The following is a 19318-nucleotide window of genomic DNA, read 5'->3' on the forward strand; positions in this document are numbered from 1 at the left end:
GGAGGACCTGGGCGGACATCCGGCAGTCAGACCCGGGCACGTACCAGCTGACGTTCGTGTCCGGCAGCCCGTTGTGGATCAGCCAGCGGCGCCAGGACTCCGGGCTCGTCTTCGGCGACATGGTGCTCTTCGACCTCTCGCAGCCCTTCGAGGGCGAGGTACCCGACCAGGGGCGCAACACGGAAGTGGTCATCGTGCAGCTTCCCAACGACGGCCTGCCGTTTCCGGTGAACAGGGTGCGTCAGCTCCTCGCCAGGCCCTTGTCGGCCCGCACCGGCATGGGAGCGATCCTCGCCCGATTCGTGACCTCGCTGAACGCCTACGGCCCCGACTGCGACCCCGGTGAGCTGGACCGCCTCGGCACGGTCGCCCTCGACCTGGCGGCCGCAGGTCTGGCCCAGCACCTGGGCGCGTACGAGGAGCTGCCTGCCGACACCCGCCGTCAGGCGATGCTGTCCCGCGTCAACGCCTTCATCGACCACAACCTCGGCGATCCGGAGCTGACACCCGCGGACATCGCGGCCCACCACCACATCTCCCTGCGCTCCCTCCACTCGCTCTTCCGCCAGCAGGGCGAGACCGTGGCGGCCTCGATCCGCCGACGGCGCCTGGAACGCTGCCACGCCGACCTCCTCGACCCCCGGCTGCGGCGCCGCCCCATCAGCGCCGTCGCCGCCCGGTGGGGCTCCTGCGCCCGGCGGACTTCAGCCGGGCGTTCCGCGCCGCGTACGGCGTGTCGCCCAGAGAACTCCGCCGGACGGTGCCGCACGGCACACCGGCCGCGGGACGGTCTGCGCGGAACGACAAGTAACACCGCGCGCATCGACAACTCACGGCGCCCGCGGCGCGGCACGATGGGAAGGCACCAGGGGGGAGCCAGGTCCTCGGCTTCGTACGGAGCCGGGGACCGTCTCCCATCACTCGAAGGTGTACCGCTGTCCGGCCCGCGCCTTGAACGTCCGCTGCCCGCCGCTCAACAGGCCGCTGCGTACGGTGAGTTCACGGGTCCGCGCCGCCCGTACGACGATGCGGCGGGCGCGGCCGCCCGACCACTCGATGTCGACGGTGGCGCCGCCGCGCGCCCTGAGTCCGCGCACCGACCCTTCGGGCCACCCCGTGGGCAGCGCGGGCAGCACCTCGATGACGTCGTGCTGGCTCTGCAGCAGCATCTCCACGACGCCGGACGTCGCGCCGAAGTTGCCGTCGATCTGGAACGGCGGGTGGGTGTCCCAGAGGTTGGGCAGGGTCGAGGACTTGAGCTGTTCGCCGAGCATCTTGTGCGCGTGGTCGCCGTCGCGCAGCCGCGCCCAGAAGTTGATCTTCCACGCCTTGGACCAGCCGGTGCCGCCGTCGCCGCGCGCCGTCAGGGAGACCTTCGCCGCCTCGGCCCACCGGCTGCCCGGCTCGATCTGACGTCCGGGGTGCAGGGCGTAGAGGTGGGACACGTGCCGGTGGTCGTCGCCCTTGTCATCCAAGTCCGCCTTCCACTCCTGGAGTTGACCCCAGGATCCGACGCGCAGACCGGGGTCGAGCGCGCCGATGGCCTGCTCCAGTTCGGCGCGGAACGCCGGTGACTCACCGAGCGTGCGGGCCGCCTCCAGCGTGTTGCTGAGCAGGTCGTGAACGATCTGCTGGGCCATGGCACCACCTGCGGTGAAGTCGCCGTGCTCGGGCGAGTAGCTCGGCGTGACGACGAGCGTGCCGTCGCGCGGATCGGTGCGCAGGTTGTCGAGCCAGAACTCGGCGGCCTCCTTCATCGCGGGGTACGCGGTGGAGCGCAGGTAGTCCGTGGAGCCGCCGAAGCGGTAGTGCTCGTAGAGCTGTGCGGTGAGCCAGGCCGCGGCCTCGGGGAACCAGAAGGCGGTCGACCAGTCGTGCACGCCGGTGAAGCCGTACGGATTGGTCTCGTTGTGCACGACCCAGCCGCGGCTGCCGAACATCTCCTTGGCCGTACGGCGTCCCGGCGCGCGCAGGGCTTCGACGAACCGGTCGTACGGAGCGGTGGTCTCCGGCAAGTTGGCCGCTTCGGCGAGCCAGTAGTTCATCTGGAGGTTGATGTTGGTGTGGTAGTCAGCCGACCAGGGCGGCGTGGTGCTGTTGTTCCACACGCCCTGGAGGTTGGCGGGCAGGGATCCCGCGCGCGACGAGGCGATGAGCAGATAGCGCCCGTACTGGAAGAAGAGCGCTTCCAGGGCCCGGTCGGCGGCGGTCGCGCCGCCCGTGTACTGCTTCAGGAGCTGGTCGGTCGGGACGTCGCCGGGCGGGGCCTGGCCGATGTCGAGGGCGACCCGGTCGAAGAGTGCTCGGTGGTCACGCAGGTGGCGGGCGCGCAGGGCGTCGTGGCCCTTGGCGACGGCGGCGTCGACGGTGCGGGTGATCGCGGCGTGCGGGTCGTCGCCGCGGTAGTCGGGGTAGGTGTCGGCGTACGCGGTGCCTGCGGCGAGGACGAACCAGACGTGGTCGGCGCCGGTCACCGTGACGCTCCCGTCGGCGTGCGCGGTGCGGGTGCCACGCCGGTGCACGACCCGTATCTGGGCCTCGAACACGAGCTTGTTGTCGGCGAGTTCACCGCGCACGGTGATCCGGTCCCCGGCGGCCTTCGCCGTGAAATCGGCGCGCGGCGAGGTGTACCGCAGGGTGCAGGTGACCTGAGCGGCGCGCGTCGCGGAGAGCCTGCCGACGATCACGCCGTCCGGGTACGAGGCGAAGAACTCCCGCCGGTGGGAAGCCTGTTGACGGTCGTAGGTGACCGTGGCGAGGCTCTGTCCCAGGTCGAGGCTGCGGCGGTACGAGGTGTCCGGCGCGTCCGGCGTCCCCGGCATGTCGATGTGCAGGTCCCCGAACGTCTGGTGCGCGCCGTAGCCGCGTCGGGCCTGGCCCAGCTCGCCCGCGACCGCGTCGGGGGCGAGCCTGCCCTTCTCGTCGAGCTCCGCGCGGACGGCGTCGAGCGCGCCGGGCCGCGCCGCGCGCCAGTTGCCGAAGTCGTAGCCCTCCCGGGAGCCGGGGCCACCGGTCCACAGGGTCTTCTCGTTGAACTGGAGCCGCTCGGAGGCGAGGGTGCCGAAGACCATGGCGCCGAGGGCTCCATTGCCGATGGGGAGGGCCTCGCGCTCCCAGTCGGCGGCGGGCGTCCGATACCAGAGCAGCAATTCATCGGATGGATCTTTGGTCGCTCCCCCGCCTTCCGCCGCCTCCGCGCCGCCCGCCACGGCGCCTGCGAGTCCGCCTCCGCCCGCTGCGACGGCGGCTGCCCCACCGAGCGCGGACTTCATCGTGGTTCTTCGTGTCATCCCCTGAGTCATGACCGGCCACGTTAAAAGTCCGATGACTGGCTGGCAAGACAGAGCGCCGCCCCGTTCCTTGGACGGAACGGGGCGGCGCTTGGACGAATGTGGTGGGCGCTGCCTTCAACCCTGCTGTCAGCCTCGCCGTCGGCCCTGCTGTCAGCCCTGCTGTCAGCCCTGCTGTCAGCCCTGCTGGAAGAGTTCCGCGGGCAGCGGCTTCAGGAGCGCGTAGAGGTCGTCGGTGATCGGCCGGTCCCAGGCGGCGATCGTCACGAGGACGTTGTCACTGCGGTCGAACTGCACACAGGAGATGCGGCTCTCCGAAAGCTTCAGACGGCGCACGATGAGGAGGTTGTCCCCCTGCATCACCGGCATGTCCTCCGAGGAGACGACCGTGATCTCCTCTTCGTTCTCCAGGGCGAGCAGCAGCTGCGCGACCTCGAAGGGCACCTCTCCGTCGGCGGTCTCCCTGGCCGGGGACCCCTCGGGAAGGTTGCCGATGATCATCGCGGGGCCGCGGCCGCCGAACAGGTCGTAGCGCAGGAAGACGCCCTGACAGCTGCCGTCGGGTGCGGGCAGCAGGCCCGCGCCGAGGTTGCCGGGCCAGTCACCGGGGTCCATGGCCAGGACATCGAAGTCCGGGCCCGCGGGTGTGGCGGCGCTGCGGCGGCGGAGGAAGGACATGCGTCCATGGTACGGGTCGCGCGGCGTTCCCTTGAGCGGGCCCCGGCGCCGGGGGCGTGAACGGTAGCGTCCTTTGCTGCGGGTCCGTGGGTGCTTGTCGCGCAGTTCCCCGCGCCCCTTGAGAACCAACAACCCGGTCGCGGCCTTCACCGCGGGTGCGTCGTGGCTGAGCGCGCAGTTCCCCGCGCCCCTACAACGACGGGGCTCGTGCCCCGTAGGGGCGCGGGGAACTGCGCGACAAGCCCCCACCTGCCCGCAGCGACCCAGAAGCCCTCACCGCCCCGGCCTCGCACAGCGCTACGTCAAGTCGAACTCTCCCTCTCGCGCACCATGCACGAAGGCCCCCCACTCCGCGGGGGTGAAGATCAAGGACGGGCTCTCCGGCCGTCCACTGTTGCGCATCGCGACGAACCCTTCGACGAAGGCGATCTCCACATCGCCGCGCCCTTCACTGCTCGATCGCCAGTCGGCCGTGCTGAGGTCGAGCTGCGGCTTGTCCCAGCCCGTGAGCGGGTACTGCTGAGTGGTGCTTTCGGCCACGTCCGTGCTCCTCCCGAGTGCGTCGTCCGGCGCCAGCCTAGCTTTCGCTCCGGGTGCCGGACAGGCCGCGGCGGCAAGGCCGCCGCCCGTCCCGCGCGCACGGCCGTTCAGGTGGTGGGCGGTTCGGCTCCGACGAGCCACATGGAGAAGAACTGGGAGCCGCCTCCGTAGGCGTGGCCAAGTGCCCTGCGGGCGCCGTCCACTTGGTGTTCGCCCGCCTGCCCGCGCACCTGAAGTGCCGCTTCGGCGAAGCGGATCATGCCGGAAGCGCCGATCGGATTGGTGGAGAGGACGCCGCCCGACATGTTCACCGGGAGATCGCCTTCGAGCTCCGTCACGCCGGACTCGGTGAGCTTCCAGCCCTCGCCCTCCGCGGCGAAGCCCAGGTTCTCGAGCCACATCGGCTCGTACCAGGAGAAGGGCACGTACATCTCGACGGCGTCGATCTCCCGGCGCGGGTCCGCGATGCCCGCCTGCCGGTAGACGTCGGCGGCGCAGTCCTTGCCCGCCTGCGGGGACACGAAGTCCTTGCCCGCGAAGAGCGTGGGCTCGCTGCGCATCGCGCCGCCGTGCATCCAGGCGGGCGGCCGGGGCGAACGGGCCGCGCCCGCGCGGTCGGTGAGGATCATCGCGCAGGCGCCGTCGGAGGACGGGCAGGTCTCCGAGTAGCGGATCGGGTCCCAGAGCATCGGGGACGCCTGGACCTTCTCCAGGGTGATGTCCCGCTCGTGGAGGTGTGCGTAGGGGTTCTTCAGGGCGTTGCGCCGGTCCTTGTACGCGACGAGGGAGCCGACCGAGTCGGGCGCGCCGGTGCGTCGCATGTAGGCGCGTACGTGGGGAGCGAAGAAGCCGCCCGCGCCCGCGAGGAGCGGCTGCTGGAACGGGATGGGGAGCGAGAGGCCCCACATGGCGTTGGATTCCGACTGCTTTTCGAAGGCGAGCGTCAGGACGGTGCCGTGGACACGGCCCGCGACCAGGTTGGCGGCGACGAGCGCCGTGGAGCCGCCGACGGAGCCCGCGGTGTGCACGCGCAGCATGGGTTTGCCGACCGCGCCGAGCGCGTCGGCGAGGTACAGCTCCGGCATCATGACGCCCTCGAAGAAGTCGGGCGCCTTGCCGATGACCACGGCGTCGATGTCGACCCAGCTCAACTCGGCGTCAGACAGGGCACGTTGGGCGGCCTCGCGGACGAGTCCCGCGATGGACACGTCCTGCCGGGCGGCCACGTGCTTGGTCTGGCCGATGCCGACGACGGCGACCGGTTCCTTGCCCACCGAAGTACCGACCGAAGTACCGACCGAGGTGCTCATCGGGCATCTCCTTCCAGGACGGCGACGAGGTTCTGCTGGAGGCAGGGCCCTGACGTGGCGTGCGCGACGGCCCTGTCCGACGCGCCCCGGTGGATGCGGGCGGCGGCCTCGCCGAGCCGGATGAGGCCCGCGGCCATGACGGGGTTGGCGGCGAGCGCGCCGCCCGATGGATTGACGTCGACGTCGTCGCCGAGTCCGAGGGCCTTGCGCAGGACGACCTCCTGCGAGGTGAAGGGCGCGTGCAACTCGGCGGTGTCCACGGGCCGTTCGAAGACGCCCGCCCGTTCCGCGGCAAGACGCGTCGAGGGCGATGCGGTCAGGTCGCGCACGCCGAGCGCGTGCGCCTCGATGCGGTGGTCGATGCCCCGGATCCACGCGGGCCGCGCGCACAGGTCGCGCGCGCGGTCCCCGGCGGCGAGGATCACCGCGGCGGCCCCGTCGCCGACCGGCGGACAGTCGCCCGTACGCAGGGGGCGTACGGCGTAGTCGCCCTGCCCGGCCGAACTGCCCAGCTGTGCGTGGGGGTTGGCGTCGGCCGATGCCCGGCTGCGGGTGGCGATCCCGGCGAGTGCGGGCTCGTCGGTCTCCCCCGCGTCGATGAGCGCCTGCGCCTGGAGCGCGGCGAGCGCCACGGCGTCGGGCCAGAGCGGGGCCACGTAGTACGGGTCGAGCTGTCGGGTCAGGACGTCGCGCACGGAGCCCGGGGACGACTTTCCGTAGGAGTACACGAGCGCGGTGTCCGCCTCGCCGGTCTGGAGTTTCGTCCACGCCTCGTACAGCGCCCAGGCGCCGTCCATCTCGACGTGCGACTCGGAGATCGGCGGCCAGGCGCCCACTCCGTCGAGCGCCATCGTGAAGGAGAAGGCCCGGCCCGCCAGGTAGTCGGACGAGCCCGAGCAGGTGAACCCGATGTCGCTTGTCTTCAGGCCGGTGGCGGCGAGGACTTCGTGCAGCACCGGCATGAGCATCTCGACCTCGGAGAGCTCGTCGGTGGAACGCTGGTGCCGGGTCTGCCCGAAGGCGACGATCGCCACCTCGCGGGCGGGCCGCATCACGGACGGCTTGCGGGGCGCCATCTACACCAGCTCCTTGTACGTGTCGTAGTCGGCGTCGGGTTCGCCGGTGGGCCGGTAGTGGTCGGGGAACCGGCCGCCTTCGGCCCAGACCGGTTCGACGCGCAGGCCCATGCGGACCTGGTCGTACGGGATGCCCGCGATGCGTGCGTGGAGGGCGAGGTCGGCGCCGTCGAGGGCGATGTGGGCGTAGACGTACGGCACTTCGATGTCGAGGTTCTTCGCCTTGATGTTGACGATGCAGTACGTCGTGACGGTGCCGCGCGGCCCGACCTCCACGCGCTCCACCGTGGCCACGCCACAGGTGGGGCAGGCCCCGCGCGGCGGCACGTACACCTTGCGGCAGGACGGGCAGCGCTCGCCGACGGTCTTCTGTTCGGCGAGGGCGCCGATGTACGCGCTCTGCGCACGGCCCGGCGAGTAGGTGTAGTCGAGCCGCGCGGCCGCGACGATCCCGGTCACGGGGTCGGCGAACTCACCGCTGTGGGCCGCCGGTTGACGAGCTTCCCCATCCCCCTCGTACGCCTCGAAGCAGGCGATGTCCGTGATGGCGCCCACCCGTTCGGGGGCCCACCGGATCCGCACGCGCATGCCGCTGCGCACGGCGTCGGGCCCCGGCACGTCGAGGGCGTGCAGCAGCCCGGTGTCGGCGCCGTCGAGCCGCACGAGCACCCAGGCGAAGGGGGTGTCCAGCGGCTGGCCGCGCCGGGGCTCGTGGTTCCAGGCCCAGGTGGTCACGGTCCCCGTGTCGGCGACCTCGACCAGCTCCCGTATCTCCTCGGCGGTCACGGGGTCGTACTCGACGGGCGGGACGAGCGTCCTGCCGTCACCGGTCCGCACTCCCAGCACGGTGCGCTCGCGCAGCCCGGTGAGGAAGGCGCTCTGCACGGGCCCGAGGGACCGGGTGAACGGAAACTCGACAACCAGAGGCGCGCGCAGCACCTCGGGCGAGGGAGCAGAAGCCATGAGCGGAACTCCGTTTCACAGGGAGGGCCCCGTCAGGGGCGCGGGGAACTGCGCGACCAGCCACGACGCGGCCCGCAGTCGAGGAAGCGGCCTACGCACGCCGGAAGACAGGGGCCCTCTTCTCCGTAAAGGCTCTGGAGCCCTCCTTCGCGTCAGCGGTGTCGAAGATCGGCCACCCCCTCTTCAGCTCGGCCGCCAGGCCCTCCGTCTCGGAGATCTCCGCCGCCTCGTACACGGATGCCTTCACCGCCTCCACCGCCAAGGGCCCACACGCGTTGATCTGTTCGGCGATGACCAGCGCCTTCTCCAGCGCGGCGCCGTCCGGCACCACGTGCCCGATGAGCCCGATCGACGCGGCCTCGGCCGCCGAGTAGGGGCGCCCGGTCAGCAGCATCTCCAGCGCGTGCGTACGGGGAATCTGCCGCTGCAGACGGACGGTTGACCCGCCAATGGGGAACAGGCCGCGCTTGACCTCGAAGAGCCCGAACGTCGCGGACTCGCCCGCGACGCGGATGTCGGTGCCCTGGAGGATCTCGGTGCCGCCCGCGACGCAGTAGCCCTCGACGGCGGCGATGACGGGTTTGCGGGGGCGGTGGTGGCGCAGCATCGCCTTCCAGTGCAGATCGGGGTCGGCCGTCATCCGGTCCCGGTAGCGCTGTCCGTCCATGCCCTTGCCCGCGAGGGCCTTGAGGTCCATGCCCGCGCAGAACGCGCCGCCCGCGCCGGTGAGCACGATCGACCGGACCGTGTCGTCCCCGTCGGCCTCCAGCCAGCCGTCGTACAGGCCCACGAGCATCGGCAGCGAGAGGGCGTTCTTCGCTTCCGGCCTGTTCAGCGTGAGTATCAGTGTGGCGCCTTCGCGCCGCACGGTGAGGTGTTCCGTGCCACCCATGTGCCGTGCTCCCTCCATCGGCCTCCGTCGACGGCCGCCGGGCGGCGGGCCTGTCGGCTGCGGACCTGGAACAGGTTGCAGCAGGCGGGGAGCCAGTTCAATAGTTTTCTGACACTCAGTCAGTTTTCTTGTGCGGCGGCCCTTCCCAGTTGGGGGTGCCTCTGCTCTGATGACCGCCAAGCGAGACGTCACAGTGGGCGCCGGGGTCAGGAGGAGCGCGGTGGAGTACAACCTTGCCGACCTGTTCGAGTCGGTCGTCGACGTGGTCCCCGACCGCGAGGCGCTCGTCCATGTCGATCATCCCGGCACCGGCGCGGAGCGCCGCCTCACCTACGCGGAACTCGACGCGGCGGCCAACCGCGTCGCGCACCATCTCATCGACAGCGGCCTGAAGCCGGGCGAGCATCTGGGCCTGCATCTGTACAACGGCGTCGAGTACCTCCAGACGGTCCTCGGCTGCCTCAAGGCGCGACTCGTGCCGGTCAATGTCAACTACCGCTACGTCGAGGAGGAGTTGGTCTACCTCTACCGCGACGCGGACCTCGCGGCGCTCGTCTTCGACGCCGAGTTCACCGAGCGGGTCGCGGCAGCGGTGCCACGCACGGAGAAGCTGCGGCACCTGGTGCGGGTGGGTACGCCGCCCGCCGACGCGCCCGCGCTCGACGTGGTGGCGTTCACCGACGCGGAGGCCGCGGGATCGCCGGAGCGCGGCTTCGGGCCGCGGTCGGCCGACGACCAGTTCATCATCTACACCGGCGGCACGACCGGCATGCCCAAGGGCGTCATGTGGCGCCAGGAGGACCTGTTCTTCGCCGGTCTCTTCGGCGGCGAGCCGACGGGCGAGCCGGTCAAGCGCCCCGAGGAGCTGGCCGAGCGGGTCGCCGCGGGCGGCCCCGGGCTCACCTTCTTCCCCACGCCCCCGCTGATGCACGGCACGTCCACGCTGACGTCGTTCATCGCGTTCAACTACGGCCAGCGGGTGGTCATTCACAGCAAGTACGTGCCCGAAGAGGTGCTCCGTACGATCGAGCGGGAGAAGGTCTCCAGCGTCTCCCTGGTCGGCGACGCGATGCTCAGGCCGCTGATCGACGCGCTGCACGGCCCGCTCAAGGGCACCGACCTCTCCTCCCTCTTCAGCGTCTCCTCGTCCGGGGCGATCATGTCGGAGACGGTGCGCGCCCAGTTCCAGGCGCTCGCGCCCAATGTGCTGCTCCTCAACAACTTCGGTTCCTCCGAGTCCGGCTCCAACGGCAAGGCGACGGACGACTCAGGACCCGAGAAGGGCTTCCGCCTGGAGGTCAACGAGCGCACCCAGGTGGTCGATCCCGCGACGCACGAGCCGGTGCCGGTCGGCGAACCGGGCCGCCTGGCCCAGCGCGGCCACGTCCCGCTCGGCTACTACAACGACCCGCGCAAAACGGCCGAGACCTTCTTCCAGAAGGACGGCGAGCGCTGGGTACTGCTCGGCGACATGGCGACGGTCGACGACCAGGGCATCGTCACCGTGCTCGGGCGCGGCTCGCAGTGCATCAACACGGGCGGCGAGAAGGTGTACCCCGAGGAGGTCGAACAGGCCTTGAAGTCCCATCCGGACGTGTACGACGCGCTGGTGGCCGGGGTGCCCGACGAACGCTGGGGCAACCGCGTCGCCGCCGTCGTCCAACTCCGCACGGAGGCGCCCACGTTGGACCTGGAAGCGGTCCAGACCCACTGCCGCACGCGGCTCGCCGGGTACAAGATCCCCCGGTCGGTGGTCTTCACCGACCACATACAGCGCTCACCGAGCGGCAAGGCGGACTACCGGTGGGCGAAGGCGGTGGCCGCCGAGGGGGCGAGCTGAGGTTCCGGCGAGTGCGAGGCCGCTCACGTGGCGAACAGTGTGTCCAGCCAGTCAAAAGTGCGCTGGTGCCACAGGGCGACCGCGCCTTCGTGGCAGTGCTCGCCGCCGCCCTCCGCCTCGGGGAAGACGATCAGTTCCTTCTGGCAGGTCAGCGCGTCGAAAATGCGCTGCGGCTGGCCGGTGAAGAACTGGTCGTTCTCCGCCTCCAGAACGAGCATCGGACAGGCGATCCGCTCCGCGAGTCCCTCCATGGTGTAGGCCTTGGACGCCTCGAGGAGTCCGTCGGCACCGGAGACCCCGAGGGTCCACAAGCCGTTGTGGATCAACCAGCGCGCCGAGGTGCTCTGCGCCATCACGGCTGCCAGGCCGCCGGGGGTTTCGGCCGCGGTCCGGGCGACCGCCTCGAACGTGGGGTGGACGTCGTACACGCCGTCGTGCAGTACGCAGGCGGCGATGCGGTGCTCGAAGGCGACCGCCCGTGCGGCGAGGTACCCGCCGAGGCTGGTGCCGATGAGCGTGAGCCGGTCCCCGTCCACCTCGGGCAGGGCGAGCGCGAACTCGACGACCGGGGTGACCACGGCCTCCCAGTCCGGCCGGAAGTGCAGGCCCTGCTCGCGCACGGTGCTCCCCTGGCCTGGACCGTCGAAGGCGAGGACGTGGAAACCCCGCCGCAGGGCTCCCGCGGCCAGCGCGAAGTAGGCCTCTTCCAGGGTGGAGTCGTAACCCCCGTGGTAGAGCACGGTCGGGCGCGGCTCACCCGAGTCGTCCGCGAGGAACAGATAGCCCGGCAAGGTGGTGTCCTCGTAAGGGATGCGCACGGCACGGGCAGGGACGTCGAGCAGGGCGGCCGCGTCCGCGAAGGTCCGCCCTGACGCCTTCGCAAGGCGCGCGGACTCGGTGTCGTTCGCCGGGTCCGCACGCCGGTAGAAGTCGGCGGTCCGGTAGTAGTTGGAGGCCCGCAGCAGCGCCTCCCGCGCACTCACCCGATGTCCGGCGGCCAGCGCGTCCCGGCCGATGCGCTCGACCCGCGCCGCCGTCGCGGCCCACTGGGCCGACCACGCCTCTTCGTCCCCGTCCGGAATCAGGCGGCAGGTCACCAGGACTTCGCCGAGCTCGGCGCCGCCGTACGTGGCGTAGCCGGCGGCCCTCAACGCCTCGAAGGAGAAGGACTCGTTGTCGTAGAGGAATTTCATCGTCAGTGCCTCCCATGGAAACGAAATGAAACAGAACGGAACGGTGCCGTTCCGTTCGCTGAAGGTGATGCTAGCTCACCGCAGAGCGGAACGGAACACACCCGTTCCGTTCCTCTATGCTGGGCGGATGGCAGCAGAACGCAGGGCAACCGGCGGCGCGGCACTGCGGGAGCGGGTGACCGAGGCGATCACCGAGGCGGCCTTCGCCGAACTCGCGGAGAGCGGCTACGAGCGGATGTCCATGGAGGCGGTCGCCCGGCGCGCAGGCGTGGGCAAGGCCGCGTTGTACCGACGCTGGGCATCGAAGCAGGAGATGCTCGCCGAACTGGTTCGCGAAGCGGTGAAGGGCGCGCTGCCGCCGACTCCGGACACCGGAGCCCTGCACACCGATCTGCGCGAGTTCCTCGGCACCCTCCGCGGCCAGCTCACCAACCCGGTGGTGAGCAGCATCGGCCCCGGACTGCTCGCGCAGAGCCGCCGACCGGGCGCGCTCGCGGACGTGATTCACACGGGCGTGGGGGCACCGCGCCGGGCGGTGGCGCGCGCCATGCTGCAGGCCGCGATCGACCGGGGCGAACTCCCGGTCTCGCTGGACCAGGAACTGGCCGCGGACCTCCTGATGGCACCGCTGGGCTTCCGCCTGCTGATCATGGAAGAGGACAGCGGTGACGAGTACCTGGACAGACTCGCCCGGGTGATCGAGGCCGCGCTGAAAGCCGCCGCCCGCTAGGGAGTTGTTTCCTTCGGATCATGTCGCTGTCCAGCGGCAGGTCCGCTGCCGCGCGCCGGTAGCGCCGGGTCACCCCTCGCAGACCGAGCGCAGCGCCCGGCCGAGCGTGGCCGCGTGCAGGGCGTCGAGTCGGTTCTCGTACCTGACGTGCACGGCCGCGGCGGTGAGCACTCCCCCGCAGTACGGCGCCGTGCGCGCGTCCGGCGACGCGGCGATGCCCCGCACCAGCTCGCCGTTGATCCGGTTGATCTCCTTGCGGACCTCCGCGAGGTCGGGCCGCTCGGTCGGCGCCTGGGACGGGTCGGCGTCCCAGCGCCGGAAGAGGCCCCGCTGGACGATCTTGTTCGCCTCGATCTGGTCGCGGAAGATCCGCACGGTCGCCTCAGGGTCGGCGCCGATCTCCCGCGCCTGCGCGGCCACCGCGTCCAGGACCTGCTTCTCGCGGACCGGGTCGTCGATGGGGCTCTCCGTGCCGTATTTCGCGGCCGCGACGAGGTCGGCGGTGGCCAGGCGCCGCGCGGACAGGTCGGCGAGCGGATACAGCCGGGCGTACGGGCCGTCGGACGCCGTGGCCGTGAGCGCGGGTGCGGGCCCGGGCGGCTGCGGGGGCGCCGCGACGGCCGCGCCGCCTCCGGCGAGCAGCGCGGCCGCCAGGGCGCCAACGGTCAGACAGCGGGACACGGTTGAGGTGAGCTGCACGGGGGTTCCCCTCAGGTGATCGTTACCGGTCGGCGCCCCATCGTACGAGCCCCCACGCGTCCGCACCGGCCTGAAACCGCTAGTCCTGCGCGAGGAATCCCGCCACCCGCCGCACGAACCACTCGGGGTCGTCGAGCCACGGGAAGTGCCCGGCACGCGGCTGTACTTGACGTACGCCGCCGGGGAAGAGCGCGGCGAGCTCCTCGGCGTGCGCGGGGTTCGGGCCGCCGTCGTACTCGCCCGCGAGGACGAGCACCGGAGCGGTCAGCTCGGCCAGGGCGGCGCGGGTCGCGGGCGGGTCGAAGGCGCCGTCCGCGTAGAAGGCCGCGGCGGCGTCCGCGTTCTTCTCCGACGCGCTGGCCGCCTGGTGTGCGCGGGCCGTCGCGTCCCAACGGCCGTAGGCCAGCGGCGCCAGCGCCTCGCCCGCGTTCGCGGGACTGCCCCCGGCCTCGATCTCCTTCAGCACGGCCACGGCCGCCGGATACCAGGGCTCGCCCCGGTGCGCCGCCACGGCCTCCAGGTGGTCCTTGATGGTGACGGTGAGGCCGACCGCCTGACTGGCGGCGGTGATCAGGGCGAGTGCGCGGATCCGCTTGGGGTGGCGGGCGGCATACAGGGTGGCGACGTTGCCGCCCGCCGAGTGCGCGAGGAGGTCGATCCGGTCGAGCCCGAGGTGCTCGCGGAGCGCCTCGACGTCGTCGACGATCCGGTCGCAGCGGTACGTCTCCGGGTCGCCGGGGACCGCCGAATCGCCGGTGCCGCGCAGATCGAGCAGGATCAGCTTCCGGTACGCGGTGAGTCCGCCGAGGTCCCCGAGATAGGCGGAGGCCCGCATCGGCCCGCCCGGCAGACAGATCAGTGGCGCGCCCTCCCCCTTCTCGTGGTAAGCAAGCTCGGTTCCGTCGAACGCGCTGAAGGTCGGCATGAAGAAGATCATCACATCCCGTATCGCACCCGGGCAATGCTCCTGGAACGTAACGCCCCAGCTCGACGCGGTCTTGCGCGATCTCTTGACGCCCACCTGTCGGCCTGGATTACTGACCCTCACAGAAGATCGACGACCGAATGATCGGTCGCCCGTTCAAGACGGGAGCATTCCCTATGACGCGTTTGCCGCTACTCCTCGACGCGACGGAGCGGCTGAGCCCCGACGCACTCGCGGCCCTGCAGCTCGAACGCCTCCAGGACACCCTGCTGCACGCGTACGAGAACGTCCCGTTCTACCGGGCCGCGTTCGACAAGGCGGGCCTGCGCCCCGACGACTGCCGTTCCCTCTCCGACCTCGCACGGTACCCCTTGACCAGCAAGGACGACCTGCGGGCCAACTACCCCTTCGGGATGTTCGCGGTCGAACAGTCCGAGGTGCGCAGGCTGCACGCCTCCAGCGGCACGACGGGGCTGCCCACGGTCGTCGGGTACACCGAGCAGGACCTGTCCATGTGGGCCGACGTGGTCGCGCGCTCCATCCGCGCGGCGGGCGGCCGCCCCGGTGACAAGGTCCATGTCGCGTACGGATACGGCCTGTTCACCGGCGGTCTCGGCGCGCACTACGGAGCCGAGCGGCTCGGCTGCACGGTGATCCCCGCCTCCGGCGGCATGACCGCGCGCCAGGTCCGGCTGATCCAGGACTTCCGTCCCGAGATCATCATGGTGACCCCTTCGTACATGCTCACGCTCCTGGAGGAGTTCGAGCGGCAGGGCGTCGATCCCCGTACGACCTCGCTGCGGGTCGGCATCTTCGGTGCGGAGCCGTGGACGGAGGAGATGCGGCGCGAGATCGAGGAACGGTTCGCGATCGACGCGGTGGACATATACGGGCTCTCCGAGGTGATCGGCCCGGGCGTCGCGCAGGAGTGCGTGGAGACCAAGGACGGGCTGCACATCTGGGAGGACCACTTCTACCCCGAGGTCGTCGACCCGATCACGGGCGAGGCGCTGCCGGACGGCGAACTCGGCGAGTTGGTGTTCACCTCGCTCACCAAGGAGGCCATGCCCGTGGTCCGGTACCGGACACGGGACTTGACGCGTCTCCTTCCCGGCACCGCGCGGATCTTCCGCCGGATGGAGAAGGTGACGGGCCGCAGCGACGACATGGTCATCCTGCGGGGCGTCAATCTCTTCCCCACGCAGATCGAGGAGATCGTCCTGCGCACGGCGGGCATCGCCCCGCACTTCCAGCTGCGCCTGACCCGCGAGGGCCGGATGGACGCCCTGACGGTGCGGGCCGAGGCGCGCGCGGACACCACGCCCGAGCGACGCGAGGCGGCCGCCCGGGAGATCGCGGCGGCGGTGAAGGACGGCGTCGGTGTCTCGGTGGGCGTCGAGATCGTCGACCCGGAGACGCTGGAGCGCTCGGTGGGCAAGTTCAAGCGGATCGTGGATCTGCGGGACTGAGGCAGGCCGCATGCGCCGCGGTCGTCCTCGCGACCGCGGCCTCCAACTGCTTGCGTACGGAGTCGTGCAGGGGCCCGCCCCGCACCGTGCCCACCACGTCCTCGGCCAGCACGTACAGCTTGGTGTTCGTGTGCTGCGAGGCGCTGACCAGGACCTCCCAGGCCGCCTCGGGGCTCAGGCCGAAGGAGGACATCAGGATGCCGCGGGCCAGGTCGATGGTCGGCCGGGTCATCATGGCCCGGCGCAACTGGGCCACCACGGTGTGCAGATCCTGATCGTCCTCGTTCTCGACCTCGACCTCGGCCTCGGCCTCAGGTAACGGCATGAACAGACCGCGCACCCCGGTCAGTTCGAGCACCCGGTCCACCGTCGGGCTAGCGGCGCGGATGACGATGGTCTTGCCCGCCTTCACGGCTTGTCGCCGCAGGGCGAGCAGGACGTTGAGACCGGAGCAGTCACAGAAGTCCACGTCCCGCAGATCCAGGTCGATGCCTTCGGGGGCGTGGTTGAGGGCGACGCACAAGTCGGGCCTTAGCCGTTGGGCGGCGTCCAGGTCGAGGTCCCCGCACAAGATGATGAGGCGCCTGCCCCTGTCGTGTTCGACACCCTCCCGCGGGAGGGGCTGCTGCGAGTGTGCGAGCTCCGGCATGGCATCTCCCTCTCGTCGTTGCCATCCGCCGTTCTCAGGCTGCCCGTTGTTCCGCACACACGTCAACTGATACCGGAAATCAAGTACGTGTTTTTGAAAACACGCATACCCCGTCCTACAGTTGGCGCATGGATGGAGTGCCCGAGCCACACACCGGATGGACGTTTCTCACCAATCACGCACGCGTGCTGGCGGCCATCGCCGACGACCGCACCGCCCGCATCCGCGACATCGCCGCGCACTGCAGGCTCACCGAACGCGCTGTTCAGAAGATCATCGCCGACCTGGAGCAGGACGGGTATCTCTCCCACACCCGGGAGGGACGCAGCAACGCGTACGAGATCGACCCGAGCAAGGTGCTGCGCCACCCGGCCGAATCCGGCCTTGCCGTGGCCTCACTGCTCTCCCTGCTCGCCCGCGACGAAGCCGACCGCGCCCAGTCCTCCGGGGGCGAAGGCCGACACCACGCCAGGGCCTGACCGCGGCGGACTCGCACCACGGCCCGACCGCCCCGGGCTACCGCCCGCCGAAGCGGTCCCGCAGCTCCCGCTTGAGGATCTTGCCGCTGGCGTTGCGCGGCAGCTCGTCCACGAACAGGATCCGCTTGGGCGCCTTGAAGTGGGCGAGCTTCTCGCGGGCGTGGGCGATCAGTTCGGCCTCGGTGACCTCGCGGCCCGCACGCGTGTGTGCACGCACGACGACCGCGGTGACCGCCTCGATCCAGCGCTCGTCCGGCAGCCCGATCACCGCGGCCTCCGCGACGCCCGCGTGCTCGTACAGCGCGTCCTCGACCTGCCGTGAGGCGACGAGCACGCCACCGGAGTTGATGACGTCCTTGACGCGGTCGACGACGGTGAAATAGCCGTCGGCGTCCCGCACGGCAAGGTCCCGGAGTGGAACCAGCCGTAGCGGAACGCCTCCTCGGTCTCCGTCGGCTTGTCCCAGTAGCCGTCGCACAACTGCGGTGAACGGTAGACGACTTCGCCCCGCGTGCCGTCGGGCACCTCCAGACCGCGCTCGTCGACGACGCGCGCCTCGACGAACAGCACGGGACGCCCGCAGGAGTCCATGCGCCCCTCGTGCTCGTCGGGGCCGAGGACGGTGGCGAGCGGGCCGATCTCGCTCTGCCCGAAGCAGTTGTAGAAGCCGAGCCCCGGCAGCCGGGCCCGCAGCCGCTCCAGGACCGGCACCGGCATGATCGACGCCCCGTAGTACGCCTTGCGCAGCGCGCCCAGGTCGCGCGTGGCGAACCCGGGGTGGTTGGAGAGGCCGATCCACACGGTCGGCGGCGCGAACAGGCTGTCGGCGAGCCCCGCCTCGACGAGCTCGAAGATCCGCTCGGCGTCGGGCACGTCGATGATCGTGTTCTCGGCGCCGACCGCCAGATACGGCATGAGGAAGACGTGCAGCTGCGCCGAGTGGTAGAGCGGCAGCGAGTGGACGGGCTTGTCCGTCTCCTTGAGGTCCAGGGCGGCGATGGCGCTCGCGTACTCGTGGACGAGGGCGCGGTGGGACATCATGGCGCCCTTGGGGAGCGCGGTCGTGCCCGACGTATAGAGCAGTTGGGCCAGTTCACCGCCGTCGTCGGTGCCCACGATGACGTGCCTCCCGCCCTTCTCGCGGCGGCTCGCGTGTTCGAGGAGCGAGCCCGTGGCATCGCGCAGCGGCAGCACCCGCGTGGCGTCGGGCAGCCGGTGTTGCACCGTCGGGTCGGCGAGGACGACGGTGCTGCCCGACTGCTCGACGATGTACCGCAGGTCGTCGCCCGTGAGGTTGTGGTTGATCGGCACGTGCACGAGACCCGCGCGGGAGCAGGCAAGGAAGCCGATCAGATACGCGTCGGAGTTGTGCCCGTACGCGCCGACCCGGGCACCGTGCCCGAGCCGTTGGCCGATGAGGAAGGCCGCGGCCTCGGTCACCGCCTCGTCGAGTTCGCGGTACGTCCAGGTCCGCTCGCCGTAGCGCAGCGCGATGCGCTCCGGCGAGCGGCGCGCGCTGCGCGAGAGTACGGCGTCGACCCTGTTGCCCCCGGTGCCCGTCATGGCGTGATCCTGTGTCGCGCACGACGCTCAGGTCAAGACGGGACACACGCGATTCATCCCTTGGCCGCCACGGTGCGGTCGAGGAGCGCCAGGAGCCGCTCCCAGTGGCGCGAAAGACCTTCGGCGTGGAGCGCGTCGGTGTCGGCCATGGTGAAGCCGTGCGTGGTGCCGGGGTAGACCTCGGTGGTGTGCTCGACGCCCGCGGCCGCCAGGGCCTGGTCGAGCTCGGCGATCGCCTCGGGCGTCAAGTCGCCCTCGGCGAGGCCGAGATGGACCTCGGCGTTGAGCTGTGAGACGAGGCGGTGCGGGCTGTCGGGCGCGTCGGTGACGATGAAGCCCGGGTGGAACCCGGCGACGGCGGCCACCTTGTCCGGGTGCGCCGTCGCGGTGCGCATCGCCAGGGCGGCGCCCATGCAGTAGCCGGTGACGGCGACCGGCCCCTCGGCGACCTCGGGCCGCCCGGTGAGGAACGTGAGGTAGGCGTCGGCGTCGCGCAGGACACGGTCGGTGGTGTGTTCCTGGACCAACGGCAGCAGCCGCTCGAAGATCGCGGGCCGGTTCTCCGCGCTGATGTGCTCGGGGAGTTCGACCACCGGGGCGGGGCCGTTCCGGTAGAAGAGGTTGGGGACGAGTACGTAGTACCCGTGCCCGGCCAGTTCGCCGGCCATCCGCTCGATCACGGGCCGGACGCCGAAGACGTCCGGGTACATCAGCACTCCGGGGTACCGCTCGCCCCCGTCGGGGAACGCCGCGAAGGCGTCGGCCTGGCCGTCCGGGGTGGTTATCGAGAACGTCGTGGTGGGAATGGTGGATCTTCCTTCCTCGGTCCGATGCCGGGACGCGGCCCCCTGACGGGTCGGACCCGGCATCTGCGGTCAGCATGTCTCGCGGGCCCGGACGGGGGCCACACCCCATGGGCAGATCATGACCGACAGATCACCGAGCAGGCCGAATGTCGCCGTTCGGATGGCCGATTCGCGTCCCTGAGGTCGGGCGCGCCCCGGCACGGACCCGTCGCACCA

At 70.9% G+C, this 19318-nt stretch carries 17 protein-coding genes and 1 pseudogene; 4 read left to right on the top strand and 14 right to left on the bottom strand.

Annotated elements, in window-relative coordinates:
- Positions 1–26: 26 nt before the first annotated feature.
- The 8 genes from CP970_RS44630 to CP970_RS01125 form a co-directional block, all read right to left on the bottom strand.
- Entirely contained in the window at positions 27–623 is a 597-nt protein-coding gene (locus CP970_RS44630) for a hypothetical protein (protein WP_224059402.1), read from the bottom strand.
- A gap of 294 nt (positions 624–917) precedes the next feature.
- Positions 918–3272, bottom strand: a complete 2355-nt coding sequence (locus CP970_RS01095; RefSeq protein ID WP_055550937.1) for a glycoside hydrolase family 95 protein — start codon at positions 3270–3272, stop codon at positions 918–920.
- Between the two features lie 195 nt (positions 3273–3467).
- Positions 3468–3968, bottom strand: a complete 501-nt coding sequence (locus CP970_RS01100) for a hypothetical protein (RefSeq protein ID WP_055550935.1) — start codon at positions 3966–3968, stop codon at positions 3468–3470.
- 297 nt (positions 3969–4265) lie between these two features.
- Positions 4266–4508, bottom strand: a complete 243-nt coding sequence (locus CP970_RS01105; protein WP_055550933.1) for a DUF397 domain-containing protein — start codon at positions 4506–4508, stop codon at positions 4266–4268.
- 107 nt (positions 4509–4615) lie between these two features.
- Positions 4616–5782: a thiolase domain-containing protein gene (locus CP970_RS01110; protein WP_055550968.1), complete on the bottom strand. Its 1167-nt coding sequence runs from the start codon at positions 5780–5782 to the stop codon at positions 4616–4618.
- A 32-nt stretch (positions 5783–5814) separates the two neighbouring features.
- Positions 5815–6894 carry a thiolase domain-containing protein gene (locus CP970_RS01115; protein ID WP_398654383.1) on the bottom strand — a complete coding sequence of 360 codons (1080 nt, stop codon included), beginning with the start codon at positions 6892–6894 and terminating at the stop codon, positions 5815–5817.
- Positions 6895–7857 carry a Zn-ribbon domain-containing OB-fold protein gene (locus tag CP970_RS01120; protein ID WP_055550931.1) on the bottom strand — a complete coding sequence of 321 codons (963 nt, stop codon included), beginning with the start codon at positions 7855–7857 and terminating at the stop codon, positions 6895–6897.
- 91 nt (positions 7858–7948) lie between these two features.
- Positions 7949–8749 (bottom strand): crotonase/enoyl-CoA hydratase family protein, encoded by an 801-nt coding sequence (locus CP970_RS01125; protein WP_055550929.1) that lies wholly within the window; start codon positions 8747–8749, stop codon positions 7949–7951.
- A gap of 220 nt (positions 8750–8969) precedes the next feature.
- Between CP970_RS01125 and CP970_RS01130 the strand changes: the two genes are divergently transcribed.
- The gene (locus tag CP970_RS01130; protein WP_055550927.1) at positions 8970–10589 is read left to right on the top strand and encodes an acyl-CoA synthetase; all 1620 of its coding nucleotides are present in this window, start codon (positions 8970–8972) and stop codon (positions 10587–10589) included.
- Positions 10590–10612: 23 nt separating this feature from the next.
- Here the strand turns inward: CP970_RS01130 and CP970_RS01135 are convergent, their stop codons facing one another.
- The gene (locus CP970_RS01135; RefSeq protein WP_055550925.1) at positions 10613–11782 is read right to left on the bottom strand and encodes an alpha/beta hydrolase family protein; all 1170 of its coding nucleotides are present in this window, start codon (positions 11780–11782) and stop codon (positions 10613–10615) included.
- Positions 11783–11909: 127 nt separating this feature from the next.
- On the opposite strand from CP970_RS01135, the gene CP970_RS01140 reads away from it, so the two are divergent.
- Entirely contained in the window at positions 11910–12512 is a 603-nt protein-coding gene (locus tag CP970_RS01140; protein ID WP_055550924.1) for a TetR/AcrR family transcriptional regulator, read from the top strand.
- A gap of 69 nt (positions 12513–12581) precedes the next feature.
- Here CP970_RS01140 and CP970_RS01145 read toward each other — a convergent pair whose 3' ends face one another.
- Both CP970_RS01145 and CP970_RS01150 read right to left on the bottom strand, forming a co-directional pair.
- Entirely contained in the window at positions 12582–13211 is a 630-nt protein-coding gene (locus CP970_RS01145) for a chorismate mutase (RefSeq protein ID WP_055550922.1), read from the bottom strand.
- Positions 13212–13290: 79 nt separating this feature from the next.
- Complete coding sequence (locus tag CP970_RS01150) at positions 13291–14136, bottom strand: alpha/beta fold hydrolase (protein ID WP_055550964.1); 846 nt, start codon at positions 14134–14136, stop codon at positions 13291–13293.
- 176 nt (positions 14137–14312) lie between these two features.
- Between CP970_RS01150 and paaK the strand changes: the two genes are divergently transcribed.
- On the top strand, positions 14313–15605 hold the full coding sequence (gene paaK, locus CP970_RS01155) for a phenylacetate--CoA ligase PaaK (protein WP_055550920.1): 1293 nt from the start codon (positions 14313–14315) through the stop codon (positions 15603–15605).
- On the opposite strand, the gene CP970_RS01160 is transcribed toward paaK, so the two are convergent.
- Positions 15577–16254: an anti-sigma factor antagonist gene (locus CP970_RS01160; protein ID WP_055550918.1), complete on the bottom strand. Its 678-nt coding sequence runs from the start codon at positions 16252–16254 to the stop codon at positions 15577–15579. The two genes, paaK and CP970_RS01160, sit on opposite strands and share 29 nt — an antisense overlap.
- 128 nt (positions 16255–16382) lie before the next feature.
- Between CP970_RS01160 and CP970_RS01165 the strand changes: the two genes are divergently transcribed.
- Positions 16383–16733, top strand: coding sequence for a helix-turn-helix transcriptional regulator (locus tag CP970_RS01165; RefSeq protein WP_055550916.1), 351 nt, complete (start codon positions 16383–16385; stop codon positions 16731–16733).
- Between the two features lie 37 nt (positions 16734–16770).
- Here CP970_RS01165 and CP970_RS01170 read toward each other — a convergent pair.
- Both CP970_RS01170 and CP970_RS01175 read right to left on the bottom strand, forming a co-directional pair.
- Positions 16771–18296: pseudogene (locus tag CP970_RS01170) on the bottom strand (fatty acyl-CoA synthetase).
- Between the two features lie 53 nt (positions 18297–18349).
- Positions 18350–19102 carry a dienelactone hydrolase family protein gene (locus CP970_RS01175; protein ID WP_055550962.1) on the bottom strand — a complete coding sequence of 251 codons (753 nt, stop codon included), beginning with the start codon at positions 19100–19102 and terminating at the stop codon, positions 18350–18352.
- Between the last annotated feature and the right edge of the window lie 216 nt (positions 19103–19318).

It is taken from the genome of Streptomyces kanamyceticus, from assembly GCF_008704495.1.
Classification (GTDB): Bacteria; Actinomycetota; Actinomycetes; order Streptomycetales; family Streptomycetaceae; genus Streptomyces; species Streptomyces kanamyceticus.